Source organism: Pseudomonas sp. W2Jun17, assembly GCF_023127795.1.
Lineage (GTDB): Bacteria > Pseudomonadota > Gammaproteobacteria > Pseudomonadales > Pseudomonadaceae > Aquipseudomonas > Aquipseudomonas synxantha_A.
On the sequence record NZ_SPKO01000029.1, the window covers coordinates 307,212 to 330,005 of the forward strand.

The 22,794-nt window shown below is 57.4% G+C and carries 20 protein-coding genes and 1 pseudogene; 4 read left to right on the plus strand and 17 right to left on the minus strand.

Features of this window, described 5'->3' with window-relative positions; all coding sequences use genetic code 11:
• Nucleotides 1-591 precede the first annotated feature (591 nt).
• Both E4O98_RS18645 and E4O98_RS18650 read left to right on the plus strand, forming a co-directional pair.
• A complete protein-coding gene (locus tag E4O98_RS18645; protein ID WP_228308391.1) occupies nucleotides 592-870 on the plus strand; it encodes a hypothetical protein in 279 nt (92 codons plus the stop codon).
• A gap of 632 nt (nucleotides 871-1,502) precedes the next feature.
• Entirely contained in the window at nucleotides 1,503-2,951 is a 1,449-nt protein-coding gene (locus tag E4O98_RS18650) for a serralysin family metalloprotease (protein WP_248135925.1), read from the plus strand.
• A gap of 124 nt (nucleotides 2,952-3,075) precedes the next feature.
• Here E4O98_RS18650 and E4O98_RS18655 read toward each other — a convergent pair whose 3' ends face one another.
• The gene (locus E4O98_RS18655) at nucleotides 3,076-3,714 is read right to left on the minus strand and encodes an NAD(P)H-dependent oxidoreductase (protein ID WP_248135927.1); all 639 of its coding nucleotides are present in this window, start codon (nucleotides 3,712-3,714) and stop codon (nucleotides 3,076-3,078) included.
• Nucleotides 3,715-3,808: 94 nt separating this feature from the next.
• Here E4O98_RS18655 and E4O98_RS18660 point away from each other — a divergent pair, with 94 nt between their 5' ends.
• Nucleotides 3,809-4,276: a MerR family transcriptional regulator gene (locus tag E4O98_RS18660; RefSeq protein WP_228308393.1), complete on the plus strand. Its 468-nt coding sequence runs from the start codon at nucleotides 3,809-3,811 to the stop codon at nucleotides 4,274-4,276.
• Between the two features lie 110 nt (nucleotides 4,277-4,386).
• Here the strand turns inward: E4O98_RS18660 and E4O98_RS18665 are convergent, their stop codons facing one another.
• The 16 genes and pseudogenes from E4O98_RS18665 to E4O98_RS18740 all read right to left on the minus strand — a co-directional run bounded on the left by E4O98_RS18665 (nucleotide 4,387) and on the right by E4O98_RS18740 (nucleotide 21,347).
• On the minus strand, nucleotides 4,387-6,246 hold the full coding sequence (locus E4O98_RS18665) for a calcium-binding protein (RefSeq protein ID WP_248128676.1): 1,860 nt from the start codon (nucleotides 6,244-6,246) through the stop codon (nucleotides 4,387-4,389).
• Between the two features lie 388 nt (nucleotides 6,247-6,634).
• Entirely contained in the window at nucleotides 6,635-7,261 is a 627-nt protein-coding gene (locus tag E4O98_RS18670) for a hypothetical protein (RefSeq protein WP_032875543.1), read from the minus strand.
• Complete coding sequence (locus E4O98_RS18675; RefSeq protein ID WP_148854365.1) at nucleotides 7,261-7,959, minus strand: hypothetical protein; 699 nt, start codon at nucleotides 7,957-7,959, stop codon at nucleotides 7,261-7,263. The genes E4O98_RS18670 and E4O98_RS18675 overlap by 1 nt, the downstream gene beginning before the upstream one ends.
• 55 nt (nucleotides 7,960-8,014) lie before the next feature.
• The gene (gene pstB, locus E4O98_RS18680; protein WP_019817112.1) at nucleotides 8,015-8,776 is read right to left on the minus strand and encodes a phosphate ABC transporter ATP-binding protein PstB; all 762 of its coding nucleotides are present in this window, start codon (nucleotides 8,774-8,776) and stop codon (nucleotides 8,015-8,017) included.
• 76 nt (nucleotides 8,777-8,852) lie between these two features.
• Entirely contained in the window at nucleotides 8,853-9,746 is an 894-nt protein-coding gene (gene pstA / locus E4O98_RS18685) for a phosphate ABC transporter permease PstA (RefSeq protein WP_005788134.1), read from the minus strand.
• Nucleotides 9,743-10,711, minus strand: a complete 969-nt coding sequence (gene pstC / locus E4O98_RS18690) for a phosphate ABC transporter permease subunit PstC (RefSeq protein WP_005788132.1) — start codon at nucleotides 10,709-10,711, stop codon at nucleotides 9,743-9,745. The genes pstA and pstC overlap by 4 nt, the downstream gene beginning before the upstream one ends.
• A gap of 75 nt (nucleotides 10,712-10,786) precedes the next feature.
• Complete coding sequence (pstS, locus tag E4O98_RS18695; protein ID WP_248135929.1) at nucleotides 10,787-11,818, minus strand: phosphate ABC transporter substrate-binding protein PstS; 1,032 nt, start codon at nucleotides 11,816-11,818, stop codon at nucleotides 10,787-10,789.
• Nucleotides 11,819-12,404: 586 nt separating this feature from the next.
• The gene (locus tag E4O98_RS18700) at nucleotides 12,405-12,701 is read right to left on the minus strand and encodes a hypothetical protein (RefSeq protein WP_248135931.1); all 297 of its coding nucleotides are present in this window, start codon (nucleotides 12,699-12,701) and stop codon (nucleotides 12,405-12,407) included.
• A 27-nt stretch (nucleotides 12,702-12,728) separates the two neighbouring features.
• Nucleotides 12,729-13,019: pseudogene (locus E4O98_RS18705) on the minus strand (transporter); the annotation flags it as partial.
• 106 nt (nucleotides 13,020-13,125) lie between these two features.
• The gene (locus E4O98_RS18710; protein WP_248135935.1) at nucleotides 13,126-14,544 is read right to left on the minus strand and encodes an OprD family outer membrane porin; all 1,419 of its coding nucleotides are present in this window, start codon (nucleotides 14,542-14,544) and stop codon (nucleotides 13,126-13,128) included.
• Between the two features lie 119 nt (nucleotides 14,545-14,663).
• A complete protein-coding gene (ycaC, locus tag E4O98_RS18715; RefSeq protein WP_003191542.1) occupies nucleotides 14,664-15,290 on the minus strand; it encodes an isochorismate family cysteine hydrolase YcaC in 627 nt (208 codons plus the stop codon).
• A gap of 64 nt (nucleotides 15,291-15,354) precedes the next feature.
• Entirely contained in the window at nucleotides 15,355-16,044 is a 690-nt protein-coding gene (locus tag E4O98_RS18720) for an isochorismatase family protein (RefSeq protein WP_248135937.1), read from the minus strand.
• A 247-nt stretch (nucleotides 16,045-16,291) separates the two neighbouring features.
• Entirely contained in the window at nucleotides 16,292-16,450 is a 159-nt protein-coding gene (locus tag E4O98_RS18725) for a DUF2474 domain-containing protein (protein WP_103734436.1), read from the minus strand.
• A complete protein-coding gene (gene cydB, locus E4O98_RS18730) occupies nucleotides 16,437-17,453 on the minus strand; it encodes a cytochrome d ubiquinol oxidase subunit II (RefSeq protein WP_248135939.1) in 1,017 nt (338 codons plus the stop codon). The genes E4O98_RS18725 and cydB overlap by 14 nt, the downstream gene beginning before the upstream one ends.
• Nucleotides 17,454-17,468: 15 nt before the next feature.
• A complete protein-coding gene (locus E4O98_RS18735; RefSeq protein WP_248135941.1) occupies nucleotides 17,469-18,890 on the minus strand; it encodes a cytochrome ubiquinol oxidase subunit I in 1,422 nt (473 codons plus the stop codon).
• Nucleotides 18,891-19,022: 132 nt separating this feature from the next.
• On the minus strand, nucleotides 19,023-21,347 hold the full coding sequence (locus E4O98_RS18740; protein ID WP_032875563.1) for an FdhF/YdeP family oxidoreductase: 2,325 nt from the start codon (nucleotides 21,345-21,347) through the stop codon (nucleotides 19,023-19,025).
• Between the two features lie 411 nt (nucleotides 21,348-21,758).
• Here E4O98_RS18740 and moaA point away from each other — a divergent pair, with 411 nt between their 5' ends.
• Entirely contained in the window at nucleotides 21,759-22,757 is a 999-nt protein-coding gene (gene moaA / locus E4O98_RS18745) for a GTP 3',8-cyclase MoaA (RefSeq protein WP_248135943.1), read from the plus strand.
• Nucleotides 22,758-22,794: the final 37 nt, after the last annotated feature.

A 22,794-nucleotide genomic window follows, 5' to 3' on the forward strand; every position in this document is an offset into this window, starting at 1 on the left:
TAACCTACTGTTTTTTATGTCTTTGTACGTGGACTTAAAATCCCCCGCTCGTAAGGGCGTCCCGGTTCGATTCCGGGTTCGGGCACCATAGATATCAAGGGCTTGCCAGGGAAACCTGAGCAGGCCCTTATCTTTTCAGCTCCGCAATTCTCTCTAAGCTCTACGAAAACCAACTGGCTCTAGAAACTTCCATCATTGAGTTGCCGAGCCGGGTGGAAGCAGCGAGGGCTAAAGTGCTTATTTACTCCAGATTGAATACTAGGCAATGGGCCTATGCGAAAGAACTCGAGTGAATAACAACTATTTCAAAATCTTATTTAACCATTCGTCAGAATCGACGCGTTGGCAAGGTAATGACACCTTGCATTTTCCCGCCTGTAAGCTTGACTGCGGAAGCAGGTAGAACAATAAACCCATGCAACACATTGCATTTTACTTGGAGTCCAGCATTGAGCTGGACTCCAGTATCAATTGAATATGGCGCCAGCGAGTTAACCTAACTACGGATTTTCTGTAGCAGTGGCAAGTCTGCAGCTTTATTTTAAATAGGGAGCCAACTCATGGAATTTAAAATCCAAAAGGAATGCAAATATGGCTATCACAATCACAAACGGCGCAAGCAGAATTGTCAAGGTTGCAGTAAGTGCATGGCATACTGATACAACCCCCAGTGAGGACTACTACCCAATAGAGCAAGGTAATAGCGACACGTGGACGCGTAGCGATTCAAGAGGCTATTTAATGGTCGTCCAAGGTCTAGCAAAGACAAACGAGTACTACATTTCCTCCAGCAGCAAAATCGTTATCGAGGATGACCGTGTCAAAGATCACGGCCAATCTATTAGCCCACTAACGTCTGTAAATGCCTGATGTGTGTCGGTAAACGCATGTAGAGGTCACTCAAAACAGGAGACGGCCGAGAAAATTCATGCCCGGGCCGGAGTTGCCAACCCGACACATTAGTAAGTATTGGCACGTCCTCTTCAGTATTTTGGAGCTTCTATAGTTCCCCAATCTACGGGGTTTTTAAGAGTGGAGGCCAAGTTTTTTTGCAAGAGCAATCTACGGGCGAGTGAGATCAAATCGTTCGTTCGCTTTCGTTGTTATCTCGAAGCGAGAGCAATGCCAGGCAGAAGACAGCTGCATGACCGATCTCTACACACTGACCGGCTAACTGACCGAGTCAGCATGAGAGGGGATCTGGCCGTGATCAATATATTGAGGACGAGCCATCAATAGGCCACCACACTACTTAACCGCCTCTTGGATGCACCTTGAGAACCGTGAATTACCGCCCCGCAATAAAATCAGTCAATTGACTCACCAACCCAAGGTGTTTTAATAATTTTTAAGAATATATCAACAAGTTATATACCATATTTAATTTTTAAATAACACTAAACCCATAAGTCCTTTATAAATGACTACCACAACAAGAAGGCAACGAAAACGTGATAAGCATATAACACTTCAAATCAATGGACACGAAGGAATGTACTCGTATGACTATCTTGGCGAAAAATCTTGTTAGCCCACTCACCACTTCGGCGCAGCTGCGAACAAGTGAAGATTACCAGGCACTCTATAATTTTTCACACACCTATGATCGAGGAGGATTTAATTCCTCACAGGGCAAGCCGTCTTACACTATTGCGCAGGCCGCGGATGAAATAACTCGAGGAGGTTACTATTGGGGTGACAACGACCACAATGGGAAATACAACTTCACCTACAGCTTTCTGACTTCAGAAAGTCAAGCATACGCCTCCGAGAACGTGTCTGGATTCAGCGCATTCAACGCTCAACAGAGATCCCAAGCAGCCCTTTCGTTCCAATCCTGGTCGGACGTCGCCAACATTTCATTCATCGAATCCAGAAGCGGAGGTGACGCACATATATCACTGGGCAATTATAGTAATGACCTGCAGCATGGTGGTGCCAGATCAGCTTTCGCCTTCTACCCCAATAACAGCGGAAATAGCGATGCGTTGTTTTATACCAATCAAAACTATCAAGAAAATTTAACACCGGCAAACGGCAATTACGGTCGTCAAACCTTGACCCATGAAATTGGTCACACACTTGGACTGCAGCATCCAGGTTCGTACGACGCCAGTGTGGGTCAACCGTCGTATTCGGATGCGAAATATGCCGAAGATACACATGCTTACTCCGTGATGAGTTACTGGAGCGAGAGCAACACCAACCAGAACTTCAGTAAAGGTGGTGTCGAAGCCTATGCTGCCGGCCCGCTGATCGACGACATCGCCGCGATCCAGAAGCTCTACGGTGCCAACTACAGCACTCGCGCCGGTGACACGACCTCCGGGTTCAACTCCAATACCGGGCGTGATTTCCTCACTGCCACATCCGATGCCGACAAGCTGGTGTTTTCGGTATGGGACGGCGGCGGCAAAGACACTCTAGACTTCTCCGGTTTCACTCAAAACCAGAAGATCAACCTCACTGCCACCTCGTTTTCTGATGTGGGCGGCCTGGTGGGCAACGTGTCGATCGCCAAGGGCGTCACCATCGAGAACGCATTCGGCGGTTCGGGCAACGACCTGATCATTGGTAACCAGGTCGCCAACCTCATCAAAGGCGGGGCCGGTAACGACCTCATCTACGGAGGTGGCGGCGCAGACCAATTGTGGGGCGGCGCCGGCAACGACACGTTCGTGTACGGTGCCAGTTCCGATTCCACGCCACGCGCTGCGGACAAGATCTTTGACTTCACCTCGGGCTCCGACAAGATCGACCTGTCGGGCATTACCAAAGGTGCGGGCTTGAGCTTCGTCAATGCATTTACCGGCCATGCCGGCGATGCTGTGCTGAACTATGCCTCGGGTACCAACCTGGGCACCTTGGCTGTGGACTTCTCCGGACACGGTGTGGCGGATTTCCTCGTCACCACCGTTGGCCAGGCAGCCGTCAGCGACATCGTGGCGTGATACAAAGCGCGGCGCTTCGCGCGCCGCGCTCAATGATTGGAAAGGAACTCACGATCAAATACTCAGTTCTACCCATGCAGCTGCGCCCCACTATTGCTGCAATGTGGAGCGGCTGCACTTCTCCCTAGTTGATTTCGGTTACGAAATTTTCGCGAGAGCGCCGTACTTTTTTCAGGTTTACCAGCCAGTCAGACTCTGTTGCCCGATACCCCAAAGGCAGGAGCACCACACTGCGCAGATGCCTGGCTCCCAGTCCCAGAATCTCATCGACAGCCGATGGGTCGAAACCTTCCATGGGCGTCGCGTCGACTTGCTCGGATGCCGCGGCGATTAAAGCCGAGCCCAGGCCAATATAAGCTTGGCGCGCAGCCGCTTGATAGTTGGCCTCCTGCCCACGCTCGGCGACTATACCGAGGAGCATTTGACGGTAATCTTCCCAACCCTGGTTGACGGTAGCTCGTACCGTATTGGTCAGGTCGAACATCATGTTGACACGCTCAGGCGTGATGTCATCCCAGGCGGCGAACACCAGTAAATGAGAGCAGTCGGTCACCTGAGACTGATTCCAGCTGACCGCCTTAATCTTTTCGCGAATTTGCGGATTGGTCACCACCAGCAATTCAAATGGCTGGAGCCCGCTCGACGTCGCCGTCAGGCGTACCGCCTCCAGGATTCGCTCCAGCTTTTCAGCAGGTATTGTCTTGGACGAATCGTAACTTTTCGTCGCATAACGCCAATTCAGCAACTCGGTTATTTTGCTCATTCTTCACATTCCACGTAGGTCAACGGTGTTTATCCAGCCCAATCCGATTACCTTCCGGATTACGCTGCGGCTTATACTGCGGATTAAAGTCAACTTGAAGGTCAAGCAAAAAATGAAGATAGGCGAGATTGCGCGACGTACCGGCCTTGCTGCTTCAGCAATACGCTACTACGAGGAGCAAGGCCTGCTGGACGCCCCCACGCGCGACATGAACAACTATCGCTATTACAGCGAGTCCACCATTAAACGCCTGGAAGTCGTGATCCACGCGCAAAGGCTGGGGTTTTCCCTCGACACCATTCGTGGCCTTTTCCTTCATGACGGGAGCTGCTCCAAATCGCTCACTCTGGAACAGATCAATGTACGCCTGGAGGAGATACAGCAAATCGAAGCCACACTAAAAGTGCAGCGTGAGGAGTTGTTGATGCTGCAACAAACCCTTGAAGAAAGCCTTCGTACTGGCATCGCACCGGGATTGGATTGCCCGCGCAGCGCTGAGCGATCAAGGCCTGATCGAGCCGTAGTCATGCGAAGCAAGCACATGATGGCTACCGGCAAGTGAGGAAAACGCGATACTGCGGGATATAGATTGCTATAAAACGATAAGCAAGAAAAAACCCCACAGCATCAGCGATCCTGTGAGGTTTTACCGCCAACTGTACCGATGCCGCATCAAACCACGCTGATCATCTCTGCGCTCAGCTGTGCCGCATTGAACCCCACCAGGGTGACACTGCTGTCCCCCGCCAGAATCACGCTGTCACTGCCGTTCTGGGTGGTGGACCCGATTACAGCATCGGCGCTCGCAAACAACGACTTGGCGAACACCAGCAGATCATGCCCGTTCTGATGGATGTTGAAGTCGCTGATCACGTCGTGGCCGAACCCGCGCTGATCGAACACAAACAAGTCGCTGCCCACGCCACCACTGAGCTGGTCATTGCCCTGCCCGCCGATCAAAACATCATTACCGCTGGCGCCATACAGCGAGTCGTTACCCATGCCGCCCAGCAACGTGTCGTTGCCGTCACCGCCGTGCAGCAGGTCATTGCCGGCGCCACCGTCGAGCCGATCATTGCCGTTCTGGCCGAATATCAGGTCGCGTGCTGCAGTGCCTTTCAGGGTGTCGGCCAGTTGGCTACCTTCAATGGATCTGGCGTAAGCCTTGTCGGCGCCGAACAGGCCATCGAAATCCAGCTTGCCGTTGGTGACCGTATAAGACGGCGTCAGCGTCTGCCCGATACCGCTGAAGATGCCACCGATAACAGGCAGTTGACCGAGCGTGTTGGCAAGGCCCGTTTCGAACTCGACATGCTCTACGCCATGCAGTTCTTTAAGGCCGTATTGGCCGCTGCTATCGTTCAAAAACAACGTACCGTCGCTCAGTTTCACGGCTTCGTAGGCGGACGCCGTACCTTTGAGAAAGACTTTGTCATCGCCTGCACCGCCAGCAACGATATCGGTACCGGTACTGACCCGGAAACTGTCGTTACCACTGAACCCGTCGAGGAAGTCATCGCTGCGACCATCCTGCAGCTTGTCTGCACTGTCGGTGCCCAGCAGGAAGGCCGGTGTACCGTAATGGTTGGAGGTGGCGGTCTGTTTGTCGCTGACCCAGGTGAAGCTGCGGCTGATCGCGTCGAGGTTGCTGATCACGATGGTGCTATCGCGCTCGATGTAATCGTAGAACGTCGACTGGGCGATGCGCTGGATGGGGTTGATGAAAATACCTTCGAGGTGCGCGGCCCATCCTGACAAGTTGGCGATGGAAAACGGACCGTTGGGCCAGGTCGGCAGGGCGTAGATCGTATCGAACAGCACGATATTGTCGGTCGTCGAGGTGTAACTGGCGTCACTCCCCTGAAGAGCGTCGATGATGGCACTTCCCACGTTGGTTTCCTGACCGGTGAGGCGGTGCACCACATCGTTTTCAAAACCGAAGTTGTAGATTCCGTCGCTGTTGCTGGACTTGGGTGACTCCATGCCAAAGTAGTCCGAATCCTTGAAGAAACCGTCTGCCAGCGTGTCTTTGCCGATATACATGCTGTTAGTGACTGAGCCACCCTGGCTGTAGCCGGTTACCAGCACATCCTTGCCGCTCAGGTTGTGGCCTATCGCGTAATCCTTGATTGAATTGAGCAGGTACTCATAGCCGTTGATATACGAGTTATCGATCATGGCCGGCCAGCCCAGCAGATCAGTCAGGGAGTTGGTGCCGGCAATGGAAAACCCCATTTTCAGCAATTGACCACTGTCATCGTATTGACCAAACACCCTGGCCTGGGAACCGAACACGCCATCGCCGGTGAAGCTTGCGGTGATATCGGTGTGACTGCTATCAACGCTCAGTTCATTGGCGCCGATTTCACGCCAGCCTTTGGGCAATGCAAAGGTGTTGCCCTCCCCCAGTACCGCACCTGGAAGGTTGTAGAGCGCGCCTACGGTCGCGACACCGCTGGTGTAAGTGGCGAGGTTCCAGGCATCTGAAATCAGCACACGGGCATCTTGACCCTTGTAATCGAATATAGCCATGTCAGTACTCCTTGAGCCCAGCGATCAACACCGAAGTCGACGGTAATAACTGATACGTCGGGCTAAACAATATGCATTGAAGTTGTTGTTGTGCATTCTGTTCAGGCTGCTTCTTTTCTTAATATCGACTTTTACCATTAAGGAAGCTTGTCAACATTAGCGTAGAAACATTGCCGTACATCGACCGACTATCGGATTGTAAGGAGCTGTTATTAAGCACCCATACAAAAAAAGCGCCGGGAGCGCTATTTAACAAACAATAAGTGGGCGTTTGTTTTTTACGTGACTAATGGGTCAGGAATAATTAAACCCGCCGCGCGCGTTATGGATGACTTACTCAACCCAATAACGATCCAATATCAAATAGCGATGCAGATAACACTCGCCCTCAGGAAGAAAAAACTTCAGCACCTTGTCGCGCCGGCTTTTGATATCGGGGCACTTGCTGCCTGGCCAATTGCGCCTGCACGCCCGCGACAGCTTCAAGTACTCTCTGCGCCCACTGCCCATCCTGCGGGTCAACCACGACCACACGAAAGCCATGTTCATGACCTTCTATGCGCACGCCCTCGGAATCATCCACGTGTAAATCGATATCGAAGGCCGACGGAAGCTTTGACGGCGTGTTCAACAGCCCGCGCGCGTTGAGGGCTTGGTTATGCACGACGCTGTTCACCACGCCATCGACGCGTATGCCGTACAGCATCAGCCAACGCCTGATATACGAAGGCGCCCGGCCTGACGAGGTGTAAACCCAGATGCTGCACCCCTGGCGCCGTAGCTCCCGGGTCAGGGAGCGGGTGCCGACACGCAGCGGCTCGCCCCACCAGCGATGGACGCAGGCCGGCAACCAGCTGCTTTCCACGGGGGAATGATCAAGTTGGCAGGCCAGGGTGTCGTCGATATCAAACGAGATCCGTACGCGTGGTCGGGTGAGCAGACGCGTGGACAGGGCTTGAACGAGTAGGTTGGCGGACGTTCGGCATTTGCCCGCAAAGGTTTGATACCTGCTCATCATTGGCCTCCCTGATAGATTGGCTGCGGTGTGTCGCTCAAGAAAAACACACCCGGATCAGGCGCTTGTTCCTCCAGGAACGCGGCGTACTTTTTCTTGATCTTGGGCAATTCATACAGGGCCTTCACCCCATGTTTGGCCGAGTTGCGGATCACCGAGGAGGGGTTGAAGTAGCCTTCGGCGTTTTCGAGTGTCAGCACGAACGGCGGCAACCCTGCACGCATCAGCAGGTAGCTGACGATCAGCGAGCCACTGCGGTTATTACCTTCGATGAACAATTGCGGTTTGCTGAGGATGCGTACATACACACCTGCTGCACGCTTCCACACCGATTCACTGCGGTAGGCGCAGTACCAATTGAACAAGTCCTTGATGCCACCCTCAACGTTGTTGAAGAAGTGCTCCTCGGTTGCGGCCAGGTGTTGCGCGTATTCCAGGCGGCGTGCCGGATCTCGACCACAGAGCACCGTGGCGTTGATCTCCAGCATCAGGTCAAGGTGGTGCAGATCAAACAGGTCCACGCCCTGGGCGACGTAGTCGTCAACCAGCGCATAACCTGCAAGCACATTCTCCAACACCTCGTCCGTCAGCGGGTCCCGCGGCTCGGTAAACTGCGTGCTGAGCTGGGCAAAGCGGCTCTGCACCTTACGCAGGGCGCGTTCAATCGCTGGCAAATCTAGACGATGCGTTACAGGCATTGGCATTCCCGAGAAGACGTTGGCGCAGGTGCGGCTGTTATCGAACATGGATGGCTCAGCTGAACTTGCCGCTGATGTAATCCTCGGTCATCTGCTCACGCGGGCTGCCGAAAATCTGCGCAGTCGGGCCCATTTCCACCAGGTAGCCAGTGCGCGTGCCTTGGGAAATATCCACCGAGAAAAACGCCGTGGTGTCTGCTACGCGGATGGCCTGCTGCATGTTGTGGGTCACCAGTGCGATGGTGTAGTCCTTCTTCAATTCCACCATCAGCTCCTCCACCCGGCGGGTCGCGATAGGGTCGAGAGCCGAACACGGCTCATCGAGCAACAGCACTTCCGGCTCGGTGGCGATGGCGCGGGCGATACACAACCGCTGCTGCTGACCACCAGAGAGCGACAAGCCACTGACCTTGAGCTTGTCCTTGACCTCATCCCACAGCGCCGCGCCTTGCAGGGCGTGCTTGACGCGGTCGCCCAGGTCGCCTTTGTAGCGGTTCAGGCGCAGGCCGAACGCGACGTTGTCGAAGATGCTCATGGAAAACGGGTTGGGCTGCTGGAACACCATGCCGATATAGCGGCGTACCACCACCGGGTCGACGCCCTTGCCATACACGTCCTGGCCGAGGAAATGCACGTGGCCCTCGAAGCGAAAGCCCTTCACCAAATCGTTCATGCGGTTGAGGCTGCGCAGCACAGTACTTTTGCCGCAGCCCGACGGGCCGATAAACCCGGTGATCTTGTTTTTTTCAATCGGCACATGGCTGTCACGCACCGCCATGAAGTTGCCGTAGAAAATCCTGTCCAGCTTGCAGTCCATGACTACAGGCGACTGGGTGACAAACGGAGCGGCTATTTGCGCAGTTGAGACGTTCAAAATTCAGATGCTCCCGTTCTTAATACTTGGGCTTGCCGAAGATACGGCTGACAATATTGACAACCAGCACAATCATCACCAACACCAACGAGGCCGCCCAGGCGAGCTCAAGCTGGTTGTCGAACGGCATGCCGGAGAAGTTGTAGATCAGCACCGCCAGCGAGGCCGTGGGGTTCATGACCGCGAGGTCGCCGTCGTGGTAGATCCAGTAGTTGCTGAACAGCGCGGTAAACAGCAGCGGCGCGGTTTCGCCGGCAGCCCGGGCCACCGCGAGCATCACGCCGGTGAGGATCGCCGGCAGGCCGGTCGGCAAAATGATCTTCCAGATCACCTGCGAGCGCGTACAGCCCATGCCGTAGGCGGCGTCCTTCATGATCTTGGGCACCATGCGCATCGACTCTTCGGCGGTGAGCACCACGATCGGCAGCATCAGTACCGCCAGGGCTACACCGCCCGCCGGCGCCGAGTAAGTACCGGTGGTCATGACCACCAGGGCGTAGGCGAACACCCCGGCCAGGATCGACGGCAGGCCCGTGAGCATCTTGGCGGCAAAGCGCGCAGTGTTCGCCAATTTGCTATCCGGCCCCAGTTCGGCCAGGAAGATCGCCGCCATGATGCCGACCGGCACCGCGATGGCAGCAGCAATGCCGACCATCACAAAGGTGCCTGCCATGGCGTTGCCGAAACCGCCGCCGGTTTCGAAGCCGGTGGGCGGCAGTTCGGTAAACACTTCCAGGCTCAGGCGTGCGCCACCACGGGTGATCAGCATGTAGAGCACGGAAATCAGCGGCACACTGGCCAGCAGCGCGCCCAGCCAGACCAGCGTTGTCAACACCAGGCTGCGCAGGGCGCGGCCTTCGAACTTGCGCTGCAGGCTGGGCACCGCGGTGATTGGGGACGTGAGGTCAGTCATTGTTTAGTACCGCGCTGGGCGTAGAGCATGATCATGGAACCGATGACGTTCACCAGCAGCGTGATAAACATCAGCACGAGCGCGGCGTACATCAACACCTCGATCTCATTCGGCCCGGCTTCGGGAAAGTTCAGCGCCAACAAGGCCGCCAAGGTATTGGCCGGCGCAAACAGCGACAGTGAGATGTTGTTGGCGTTGCCCACCAGCATTGCCAGCGCCATGGTTTCACCCAGCGCGCGGCCGAGGCCGAGCACCAGCGAACCGAAAATACCAGTGGCGGCAGAAGGCACCATCACCTTGAGAATCGCCTCCCAATGGGTAGTCCCCATACCGTAGGCAGCCTGCTTGGTTTTCATCGGCACGCTGGTCAGGGCGTCCTGGGACACGGCGGCAATCGTCGGCAGAATCATGATCGCCAATACCAGCGCCGCAGGCAGCAACCCTGGCCCGCTCAAGGAGGTGCCGAAAAACGGGATCCAGCCCAGTTCACTGTTCAACCAGGTGGTCAGTGGCCGGATCGCCGGGATCACCACGTAGATGCCCCACAGGCCATACACCACGCTGGGGATGGCCGCGAGCAATTCAACGATGGTGCGAAACACCGCCGCCAGCTTCGCCGGCAGGAAATCCTGAGTCAGGAAAATCGCCATGCTGACGCCGAAAACCCCTGCAATCAGCAGCGCAATCAGGGCGCTATAGAGCGTGCCCCAAATCGCTGGCAGGATCCCGTACTTGCCTTGGTTGACATCCCAGACACTGCCAAAAAGCACGTCGAAACCGTGCTTCTCCATGCCGGGAAGAGCCTTGCGTCCCACCTCGAATACCAAGGCTGCGACCAACGCCAGAATCAGTACCACCCCGATTCGCGCAAGCCCACGGAAGGTGCGATCGACCAGGAAGTCTTTTGCAGAGGGGGGTTGGCAGGCAGAATCCGGGTTAACCGGAACGACGAAAGGTTTGATCATGGGCGAATTCCGGAACAAGGGGGGAAACGCTCCCGGCCTGGCTGACAGCCCAGGCCAAGAGCGACCTCACGGGTGTTACTGGATGTTGGCGGAAGCTTTACGCACCTGATCGACCACCGATTGCGGCAGTGGGATGTAGCCCATCGAGTCGGCGATTTTCTGCCCCTCGGTCAAGCTGTACTCGACCATTTCGCGCATGGCCTTGGCCTTGGCCGGATTACCGTTGTCCTTGCGGAAGATCATCCAGGTGTAGGACGTGATCGGGTAGGACTTGGCACCGTCCGGATCCGGCAGCCAGGCCACCAGGCTTTCCGGCATTTTCACTGCTGCCAGGGCCTCGGCACCGCTCTCGGCGTTCGGTACCACGTACTGGCCGGCCTTGTTCTGCAACTGGGCGAAGTCGACCTTGGCCAGCTTGGCGAAGCCGTACTCGATGTAGCCAATCGCGCCTGGCGTCTGGCGTACGGTGGCCGTCACGCCATCGTTCTTGGGCGACTTGATGAATTTGTCGCTGGCAGGCCAGTTGACCGTGTTGCACTCGCCCAGCGCCGTTTTGAATTCAGGATTGATGGTCGCCAAATGCTTGGTGAACACCGCCGTGGTGCCGCTGGAGTCTGCACGCACTACCACGGTGATCGGTGTGTCGGTCAGTTTCAGGTCCGGGTTGGCGGCGACTATCTGTGGGTCGTTCCACTTGGTGATCTTGCCCAGGAAGATATTGGAATAAACGTCGCGTGGCAGCTTGAGGCCCTTGGGGTTACCCGGCAGGTTATACGCCAGCACGATTTCACCCGCGGTCATCGGCAGCAATTGCACGCCTTCGGCCACCTTGGCGATGTCTTCATCTTTCATGGCCGAATCACTGGCGGCGAAATCGACGGTTTTATTCAGGAAGTCCTGCACACCGGCGCCGCTGCCCTTGGATTGGTAGTCCACGGTGACGCCAGCGGTCTTCTTGCTGAAATCCTTGAACCAGGTGAGGTAGATCGGTGCAGGGAAGCTGGCGCCGGAGCCGGTGAGACGCACGTTTTCGGCGGCGAAGGTCATGGAGGAGGCACACAGAGAAACCGTAACGGCCAGTGCTGCAGACTTCATCAAGCTTTTCATTAAAAGAACTCGTTGTGGTGACGGGCTCCCGAACTGTGCAGCAGGGTTGTTACATTTTTATGAAAATTGAATGGCGAACCGGGGTTTTGTCCCTGTTTGCCGCTACAACGATGTATTTTCGGGCGATTGGTTAGTAACAAATTGCGTCTAAAATGCTGCGATCCCCTATGGCGGCATAGGTATCTACACATCTTTTGATACGGCGCTGTACCTGTGGCGAGGGAGCTTGCTCCCGCTGGCGGCCTCAGGGCCGACCCGGGTGCTGGGTCAGATCGAGTACATATCCGTTATTTAAGTAACGGCCACTATTGGTTCCGCTCTTACAGCGGCTCACTTTTGAAAAGCGCAAAAGTGAGCAAAACGCTCTTGCCCCACCACTCGGCACCTCGCCTAGGCTCGGTGTGCCCGTAATCCAACATGGATTTGGGGGGCCGCCTAAGATCAAAAGCAGATCAAGATCAAGAGCAGCTCGCTTCGCATCGTGGTTACCGTAGGGGGCTGCAAACTGAAGTTGTGTAGATACCCATGCCTATGGCGAGGGCGCTTGTTCCTGCTGAGCTACGCAGCACCCCCGCCCCCGCAGGGCTCATGGCTGGCGACAAATCAAGGCGGCCCCCCTGATCTCGGCGCCATCGGCCGTTTCCTTGCCATCTGCCACAGCCATGCTGTCTGCCCCAAGAACCGCCGCCCGGTTGAGCGCCCGTCGCAAGATGTCATCCGGCCCAGACCCCTGCACGGTGAACATTTCAATCAGTCGACACTGGTTCGAAGACGAGGCAGTGACCAGGTTGACGTTAAAACCGCGCTCGGTCAGTTGGGTGGAACACGCAGGCAATACGCTTACCGCCGCAAATGCCAGCGTTACCGGAAAAAGATTGTGCATAGCATGACTGCCTCTAAGTATTAAGCGCTAAAACGCCTGGAGGTAACGTAGCGTCAGTTGCGTTCCTTGGGCGCGGTTTTCAGCACCACTTTCAAAATACAGGTTCGCAAAGAATGTTCGCTTGCCTTGCTGATACATCACGCCGGGTCCTATGCCTACCACTTGCTCCCTGGAGTCCTGTTGCCGATGGCCATCGATACGGTCATCGCTGATCTGCTTGAGTTGATACCCCGCCACGCCGACCCGCCAGCGTTCGGCAACGGCGTAGGACACCGCGAGGTTACTGTGGATCGCTTGGCCCGGCTGGATACTGCTGGCGTTCTGACACTGTCTGCCTCGCTGGTGGCGCAGGCCAATGCAGAGCTGATGCCCAGTACCTGAATCCATTGTGTTTGACGCATACAGCACCTTCATTGACTGCCGATTAAAAAACGTTGAATGGGTAATCCACGATCACCCGGTACTCATCGGCATTCGAGTTGCCACGGGTATTGCCCGGCGCGGTATAGCCTTGGCCGGATCGATGCGCGGCCCAGCGCAATGTGACGTTAAAGCCCTTGGCCTTGCCGCCCGGCACCGCATAACGCAGGGCGACGTCGCGTTCCCAGTGGTGCGCATCCTTGCCCGCAGCGTTATAGATGTAGCCGTAGCCGGTGCTGTTGGGGTCGACTCGCGTCAGGTCCGCTTCACCCCGGGTGTAGGAGGTGCTGAGCTGAAAGTCCGGCGCGTTGATGAAGGCCAGGCTGGTCTGGTATTGGATCTTCCACGACTTTTCACCCGGGGCATTGAAGTCGGCGTATTGCTGGGAATTGTTCAGGTACATGAACGTGCGGTCGTCCTGCACGACGTAGTCGAACGGCGTGTCACCGTCGACCTTCTGCACACCGAGGGTCAGGCTCTGGCCTGCGCCGGACAGGGTCAGGCCGCCGGTGTAAGTATTGTTGTCGATGCGCCCCAAGTGGCTTTGGCCCTGGTCACGGGTCTTGAAGTAATGCACATACGGCGTCAGCGTGACCCCATGGTTCAACGTGAAGGGGTAGCTGACCCCAGCGTAATACTGGCTCCAGATATCGCTGAGCTGGCCGCCATACAGCGTCAGCGTAACCCCGCCCGGCGCACTGTAAACGCCGCCCAGCCAGCTCATGTGCGAACTCTCGCGCTCGGCCGCCACACCGGCCTTGTTGCCAGTGCCGTAACTGGTGGTCAGGTGGTTCTGGCCGCTCTGGTTGCGCAGGCGTGTGGAATCGACCCAGCCGGTGTCGAGGGTCAGGTTTTGCAAGCTGTAGTTCTTCAGCGTGACGCCACGAAAAGTCTGCGGGACCACACGGCTCACACCGCTGGCCACCAGTGGGTTATCCAGGTACTGGTCACCGGCCTGCACCAGGCTGCCAAAGCCGCGCAGCTTGAGTGCCGCGCCGGCTGCCGAGAAGTCAGACTCCGGAGCCTTTTTCGAATCCAGCGGCAGCAAACCCGCCCCGCCACTGCCTCCACCGCCATCGAGCTTGAGACCATAGAACCCATGCACATCGACCCCCACACCAATCGGCGTGTCGGTGTAACCCGAGCGAAACGACAGGTACACACCTTGCACCCATTCACGCTGATCCAGCCGCGACGGCGTGTTGTGGTTATCGCGGCCCAGGTAGTAATTGCGCAGCAGCCCATTGAGGGACGAGCCGCCGACAAATCCCGGCGTCACCGCCAGTTCGGCTTTCTGTCGTTCATTGATACCGGTGCTGAGGTTATCCCGTTGGCCCAAGGAGTTATCGGCCTGCACGCCCGCCGCCGAGAGTGACACCGTGAGCGATATGGAGACACGCACGATCCGCTTGAAAATAGGCATCAGCGTTGCTCCTGTGGTTGTTCAATCACCGTCACGGTCGCCGTAGTGCCCGCGCGCAAGCGGCCCTATCCCAGGAGCAAGTGCAAGCTGCCAATACATCGGCAGCCTGCATTCCAGGCTTACTTGCCTTCAGTCAACGCGTTGTAGCTGGTGAACAGGTTGCGGTAGTCAGGGATGTGGTTGGAGAACAACGTCCCCAAGCCTTCGATATCGTTGCGCCAGTCGCGGTGCAACTCACAGGCCAGGCCGAACCAGGTCATCAGTTGCGCGCCGTTGGCCGACATGCGGGCCCAGGCCGATTGCTGGGTCAGCTCATTGAAGGTGCCGGAGGCATCGGTCACCACGAACACTTCAAAGCCTTCCGCCAGCGCCGACAGCGCCGGGAATGCCACGCACACTTCGGTCACCACGCCGGCAATGATCAGTTGCTTCTTGCCGGTGGCCTTGATGGCCTTGACGAAGTCTTCGTTGTCCCAGGCATTGATCTGGCCGGGACGGGCGATATACGGGGCGTCCGGGAACAGCGCCTTGAGCTCGGGAACCAGCGGGCCGTTCGGGCCGGTTTCGAAACTGGTGGTCAGGATGGTCGGCAGCTTGAAGTACTTGGCCAGGTCAGCCAGGGCCAGCACGTTGTTCTTGAATTTGTCCGGGTCGATGTCGCGGACCAATGACAGCAGGCCAGCCTGATGGTCGACCAACAGCACAGCGGCGTTGTCTTTGTCCAAGCGAACGTAAGGTGTAGACATGGTGGTACTCCTGATAAATGAAGGTGATGCCCTGAGTGGGCGCCCCGCAAAGAACCCAGCGTGTTTACTTGCGTTGTGAGTCTAGTTCTTCGTGATTGTTTGCCACTTCCTGAGCCTTGATGTAGCTCTCGATCAGCAGTTGGTAGTGCGGCATCGCCTGGGTGTAGACGTTCGCCCACTCCTGGGCATCCGGACGGTTCCACGAACCTTGCAGCTCCGAAAGCGTGCCCATGATGTCGATCGGCACCACGCCGGCTTGGGCCAGGCGCGCGATGGTCAAGTCAGTGGCCAGCTTGGAATGGTTGCCCGAAGCGTCGACCACCGCGAACACCTTATAGCCCTCATGCACCGCCGCAATGGAAGGAAACGCCAGGCAAACGCTGGTGAGGGTGCCGGCGATCACCAAGGTTTTCTTGCCAGTGGCTTTGACAGCGGCGTGGAACTCAGGGTTGTCCCAGGCGTTGATTTCGCCGCGGCGGGCGACGTATTGGGCGTGCGGCGCAGCCTCGTGGATTTCCGGGATCAGCGGGCCATTGGGGCCTTGTGGAACCGAAGCGGTAGTGATGACCGGGATTTTCAACAGGGTCGCGGCCTTGGCCAGCGCGATAGCGTTGGCGCGCAATTGAGGAACATCAATGTCCTTGACGATCTGGAACAGACCACTCTGGTGGTCGATCAGCAACATGGCCGTGTCGGCGGGATCAATCGTCGGCTTTTGACCATTGAAGTTTGCAGCGTTACCTGATGCAGTCATTTGCATTTCCTCTTGCTTGGATAGACCTCCCTGGAATGGTGTGCCGGAACAGTGCCCAGCAGTGTCTGCACTTCCTGTATAGACACGCTCCGACCGGTATCCACGACTTGCGCCTGTAGGACACCTGCGAAAAAACAATGGAGCCACCTTAATCATCAGCTTCAAGGTTAGGTAGTGGCTGAACCGGGCCGCTGCATCTCAAAAATGGAACGATGTGCCGCCCCTTCCACATTGGATCAGGCTCCCCTCAATGGCTGGTCATGCCAGCCATGTGCATCATCCAGCGCAAGCCACTCGCAAGGATGCCGAGGGCGAGCACGCTGGCGAACCAGATAGCGATCAGCCAGAACACCCGCTGGTACCAACGGCCAGCAGGCCGCGGCTTTTCACCCTTAGTGGTAGCCATCGCCAATCCTCACTTTGCCGCGGAATACGTAATAGCTCCAGCAGGTGTACATCAGGATGATCGGCAGGATGAACAGCGTGCCGATCAGGATGAACAACTGGCTCGAAGGCGGCGATGCAGCGTCCCACAAGCTGATGGATGGCGGCACAATGTTCGGCCAGATGCTGAAGGCCAGCCCGATATACCCCAGGAACACCAGCATCAGGGTGAATACGAACGGCCAGTGCGAGTGGTGTTGGCGCAACGTTTTCAACAGCCCCACCAATGCCAGTACGCCCAGCAGCATCAGGCCGCCAAACACCACAATGTGCGCCTGGGCAAACCAGCGCACGGCGATTTCCGGGTGCAGCCACGGCGTCCACACGCACAGCACCGCCACCACCGCCATCAGCGCGAAGGCCAGATAGCGGCTGAACAGGCGCATGCGCGATTCGAGCATGCCTTCGGTCTTGACCAGCAACCAGGTGCTGCCCAGCAACGCGTAGGCCACCACCAACCCAACCCCGCAGAACAGCGGGAATGGCGAGAGCCAGTCGAGGCTGCCCCCGGCAAACTGGCGATTGACCACCGCAATGCCGGCGATGTAGGTGCCGATCACCACGCCCTGGCAAAAGGTCGCCAGGAACGAGCCGCCGATAAACGCCATGTCCCAGATATGCCGCCTCTGCGGGCTGGCCTTGAAGCGGAATTCAAACGCCACGCCACGAAAGATCAGCCCGGCCAGCATGAAAATCAGCGGCAGGTACAACGCCTCCAGGATCACCGAGTACGCCAGCGGAAACGCACCATACAACGCCGCGCCGCCGAGTACCAACCACGTCTCGTTGCCGTCCCATACCGGCGCCACGGTGTTCATCATCACGTCGCGCTCCTGCTCGTCCGGGATCAGCGGAAACAGGATGCCCAGGCCCAAATCGAAGCCATCCATGATCACGTACATCATCACCCCGAAGGTAATGATCACGCCCCAGATCAACGACAGGTCTATACCTACAATGCCCATGTGCAATCCCTTTGATCAGTTGGTGTGGTCGCCGGACGCGAGCGTCTCGGTGACAGCGGACAGAGGACGGCGCGGTGTGCGTTCCTGGCCGGGGCCGCCCTGTGGCGGATGGTCGTGATGGGGCTGCGGGCCCTTGCGCACCAGCTTCATCATGTAGCCGATACCCACGGCAAATACCGAGAAGTAGATCAGCACAAACAACGCCAGGGAGATGCTCAATTGCGTGACGCTGTGATTGGACGCCGCGTCTGCGGTACGCATCAGCCCGTAGACTACCCACGGCTGGCGCCCTACTTCAGTGGTGATCCAGCCGGCCAGCATTGCGATCAGCCCGGTCGGCCCCATGAACAGTACCAGGCGCAGGAACAGGCGGTTGCGATACAGCGCGCCGTTACGGCGCAACACCAAACCCAGTATCCCAGTGAGGATCATCAACATCCCCAGCCCGGCCATGATCCGGAAACTGAAGAAAATGATGCTCGAGTTCGGCCGATCTTCCTTGGGGAAGCTCTTGAGCGCCGGGATCTGTTTGTTCAGGCTGTGGGTCAGGATCAGGCTGCCCAGGTACGGGACTTCTATCGCGTAGCGGGTCTTTTCGGCCTCCATGTCAGGGATACCGAACAGCACCAGCGGCGTCGCGCCGTTACCGACGTTTTCCCAATGCCCTTCAATCGCAGCGATCTTCGCCGGCTGGTGCTCCAGGGTGTTCAAGCCATGGGCATCACCGACGACCGCCTGGATCGGTGCGACGATCAACGCCATCCACAACGCCATCGAGAGCATTTTACGCACTGCCGGGGTGTCGTTTTTACGCAGCAAGTGCCAGGCCGCCGATGAGCCGACGAAGAACGCCGTGGCAACAAAGGCAGCGATTGCCATATGCGCCAGGCGGAACGGGAACGACGGGTTGAAGACGATGGCGAACCAGTCCAGCGGCATCACCCGACCATCGACGATGGAGAAGCCCTGGGGCGTTTGCATCCAGCTGTTGGACGCCAGGATCCAGAACGTCGAGATCAACGTACCGATGGCGACCATTACGGTGGAAAAGAAGTGCAAACCCCGCCCCACCCGGTTCCAGCCAAACAGCATGACCCCGAGGAAACCCGCTTCCAGGAAGAACGCCGTCAGCACCTCATAGGTGAGCAACGGCCCGGTGATGCTGCCGGCAAAGTCCGAGAAGCGACTCCAATTGGTGCCGAACTCGTAGGCCATGACCAGGCCCGAGACCACGCCCATGCCGAAGTTGACGGCGAAGATCTTCGACCAGAAGTGATACAGGTCCTTGTAGACCGCGTTGTTGGTTTTCAGCCACAAGCCTTCGAGCACCGCCAGGAAACTGGCCAGGCCGATGGTGATAGCGGGGAAAATAATGTGAAACGAGACCGTGAAGGCGAATTGAATTCGCGCAAGGTCCAGCGCCTCGAGATTTAACATGGCAATACCCTTATGGAAACTTGATGCGCACGCGCACCCAGATCGGCGTGCCTCAGGCCTCGTGGCCTGGGGCAAACGGATGTGCAGTGATCAGGGAAACCCAGGGCGCCATACTGGCCGCCCCGGTACGACTCAAGCGCCGTGGGACTGGATCAGATTGCTGACCGGCGCGGGTTCAAGCCGGATGGCGATGAACTTCGACGTCGGGGTAAAGGTGCGGTCGCCATAGCTTTCCAGCGGCACCAACGGGTTGGTTTCGGGGTAATAGGCGGCGGCCTGCCCGGCGGGAATGTCATAGGCGATCAAGGTGAAGCCGCTGACCCGACGCTCACGGCCATCGCCCCACAGCGAGACCATGTCGACTTTCTGCCCCGGCTCGTAGCCCAGTTTGCGGATGTCCTGTTCATTGACGAACACCACATCGCGCATGCCATAGACGCCGCGATAGCGGTCATCGAGCCCGTACAGGGTGGTGTTGTACTGGTCGTGGGAACGCATGGTCTGCAGGATCAGCTCCGGCTTGACGTCCAGGTTGCGCACGCCTTCGCTGACCAGGTGCGCCGGCAACACGCTGGAGACAAACTGGGCTTTGCCGCTGTTGGTTTTCCAGATGCGTCGCGCTGCGTCGTTGCCCAGATGAAAGCCGCCCGGGTGCAGCAGTTTGGTGTTGAAGTCCTTGAAGCCGGGAATGGTGTCGGCAATCAAGTCGCGGATGCGGCCGTAGTCGGCCACCGTCCACAGCCAGTCAATCGGGTGGTTGCCCAGGGTCGCATTGGCGATCCCGGCAATGATTGCCGGTTCCGAACGCATCAGCGGCGATTTGGGTTTCAGCTGGCCGTGGGAGATGTGCACCATGCTGAAGGTGTCTTCAACGGTCACGCCTTGCGGGCCTTGTTCCTGGATGTCGATATCGGTGCGGCCCAGGCACGGCAGGATCAAGGCTTCGCGCCCCGTCACCAGATGGCTGCGGTTGAGCTTGGTGGCGATATGCACGGTGAGGTCGCACTTGCGCAGTGCCGCGTGGGTGCGCGGGGTGTCCGGCGTGGCTTGGGCAAAATTGCCGCCCAGGCCGATGAAGACCTTGGCGCGCCCTTCTTCCATGGCCGCAATCGCCATGACCGTGTTGTGACCATGGCGGCGCGGGACCTTGAAGTCAAAGCGTGCTTCCAATGCGTTGATCAATTCCGGCGGCGCCAGTTCGTTGATGCCCATGGTGCGGTCGCCCTGCACGTTGCTGTGGCCACGCACGGGCGATAGCCCCGCCCCTGGCCGGCCGATATTGCCGCGCAACAGTTGCACGTTGATGATTTCCTGCACGGTCAGCACCGAGTGTGTGTGCTGGGTCACGCCCATCGCCCAGCACATGATCACCCGCTTGGCGCGTCGGTACATGCGTGCGGCCAGCTCGATATCCTCAAGGCTCAGGCCCGATTGCGCGACGATATGCTCCCATGAGGTGGCGTCCACTTGCGCCAGATAGTGCTCCAGGCCCGAGGTGTGCTGGGCAATGAAAGCGCGGTCGAAGACTGCCTCGCCATCGTTCTCCAGGGCTTCACGTTCCCATTTGAGCAGGAACTTGGCGATACCACGAAAGGCCGCCATGTCGCCGCCCAAGGCCGGGCGAAAGTACGCCGACGAGGTAGGTTCGGAACCGTTGGTGAGCATCTCCAGGGGATGCTGCGGGTGTTGGAAACGCTCCAGCCCACGCTCCTTGAGCGGGTTGAAACAGATCACCTGGGCTCCGCGCTTTACCGCCTCGCGCAGCGGTTCGAGCATACGTGGGTGGTTGGTGCCGGGGTTCTGGCCGATGACGAAAATCGCGTCGGCTTCTTCCAGGTCATCGAAGGTCACCGTGCCTTTGCCCACGCCAACACTGTCGTCCATGCCCAGGCCGCTGGCTTCGTGGCACATGTTCGAACAGTCGGGAAAGTTGTTGGTGCCGTAGGCGCGAACGAACAGCTGATACAAATAAGCCGCTTCGTTACTGGCGCGGCCCGAGGTATAGAACTCGGCCTGGTCCGGCGACTCCAGTTCGTTGAGGTGCTTGGCGATCAGGGCAAAGGCATCATCCCAAGTGATTTCGACATAACGGTCCAGGGAGTCGTCATAGCGCATCGGGTGGGTCAAGCGGCCTTGGTATTCGAGCCAATAGTCACTTTGCGCTGCCAGCGACGACACCGTGTATTTGTTGAAGAACGCCGGATTGACCAGGCGCCCGGTGGCTTCCCAGTTGACCGCCTTGGCGCCGTTCTCGCAGAACTTGACCATGCCGCTTTCCGGCGACTCGCCCCAGGCGCAACCGGGGCAGTCGAAACCGCCGTTCTGGTTGGTCTTGAGCATCGCACGAATGTTCTTGAGCGCGTTTTCACTGCCCAGCCAGTTTTTCGTCACCGCGATCAGCGCGCCCCAACCGGCGGCGGCCCCCTTGTACGGTTTATAACGTTCAACTTCGCTCATGATGTTTCTCCAGGACTTCACGCATAGGCAGCGCCTAACTTAAAGCCTTTATTGATGGTTATTTTCAGGCATTGCAGAACGCAAACAGTGTTTGCACCGATCTTTCCACGGTCTAGAAATCGGTTTACATATTCAGGCTAGGCCCTGCAAAAACATCTGTCTAATCACAAATAACGACCACGCCATCGACACCATCTATCAAGATTAAAATCTTTATTTTTCATAGTGATACGAACCTGGAAAGCCCCAATAAAATCGTTATAGATTTCATCGATCACTCAGTTGTTAATAGTGATTAGACGCCCTTGAAAAACAACTTTAGGCTTGAACCAAATAAGGCTCCCATCTCTGTCGAGCGCTCAAAAACAACGCCATGGCTACGCTCTTATTGAGTCGCAGCCGGAGGTTTCCATGACCGATAAAATCCTGATGGATAGTTTTTCTCGCCGGGTCGACTATCTCAGAATGTCGGTGACCGACCGCTGCGATTTCCGTTGTGTGTATTGCATGGCCGAGGACATGCAGTTCCTGCCGCGCCAACGCATCCTCACACTGGAAGAGCTGTATCAACTGGCTGAAAGCTTCGTCACCCTGGGCACTCGCAAAATTCGCCTGACCGGCGGCGAGCCGCTGATTCGCCCAGGTGTGGTTGACCTGTGCCAGCGCATCGCCGCCCTCCCCGGCCTGCGCGAGCTGTGCATGACCACCAACGGCTCGCAGTTGGGCAAGCTCGCAGCCCCCTTGTTCGACGCCGGCCTCAAGCGCCTGAATATCAGCCTCGACAGCCTTGATCCCCAGCGCTTTCGCGAACTGACGCGCACCGGCGACCTAGCCAAAGTCATCGCCGGTATTGACGCTGCGAATGCTGCGGGTTTTCACCACACCAAACTCAATTGCGTGGTGATGAAAGGCCGCAACGATCACGAGATCAACGACCTGGTAGCGTTCGCCATCGAGCGCGGCGTGGATATCAGCTTTATCGAGGAAATGCCCCTGGGCGTGATCAGCGAACACAGCCGTGCCGAGGCTTTCTATTCCAGCGCGCAAGTGCGCGAGCGCATCGCCGAACGCTACACCCTGATCGACTCGGCCGAATCGACCCAGGGCCCTTCACGCTACTGGCGCCTGGCCGAAGCACCGCATATTCGCCTGGGCTTTATTTCCCCCCACAGCCACAACTTCTGCGGCACCTGCAACCGCGTGCGGCTGACCGTTGAAGGCCGCTTGCTGCTGTGCCTGGGCAACGAGCATTCGGTCGACCTCAAGGAGGTGCTGCGCCGTTACCCGGGTGAACCGCAACGGCTGGAGCACGCCATTCTCGAGTCGATGAAGATCAAGCCGTACCGACACAACTTCGAGCTCAACGATGACGTGCAGGTGGTGCGTTTCATGAACATGACCGGCGGCTAGCTGGCCGGCTTCTCTTTCTTTGTACTCAGTTGACCCG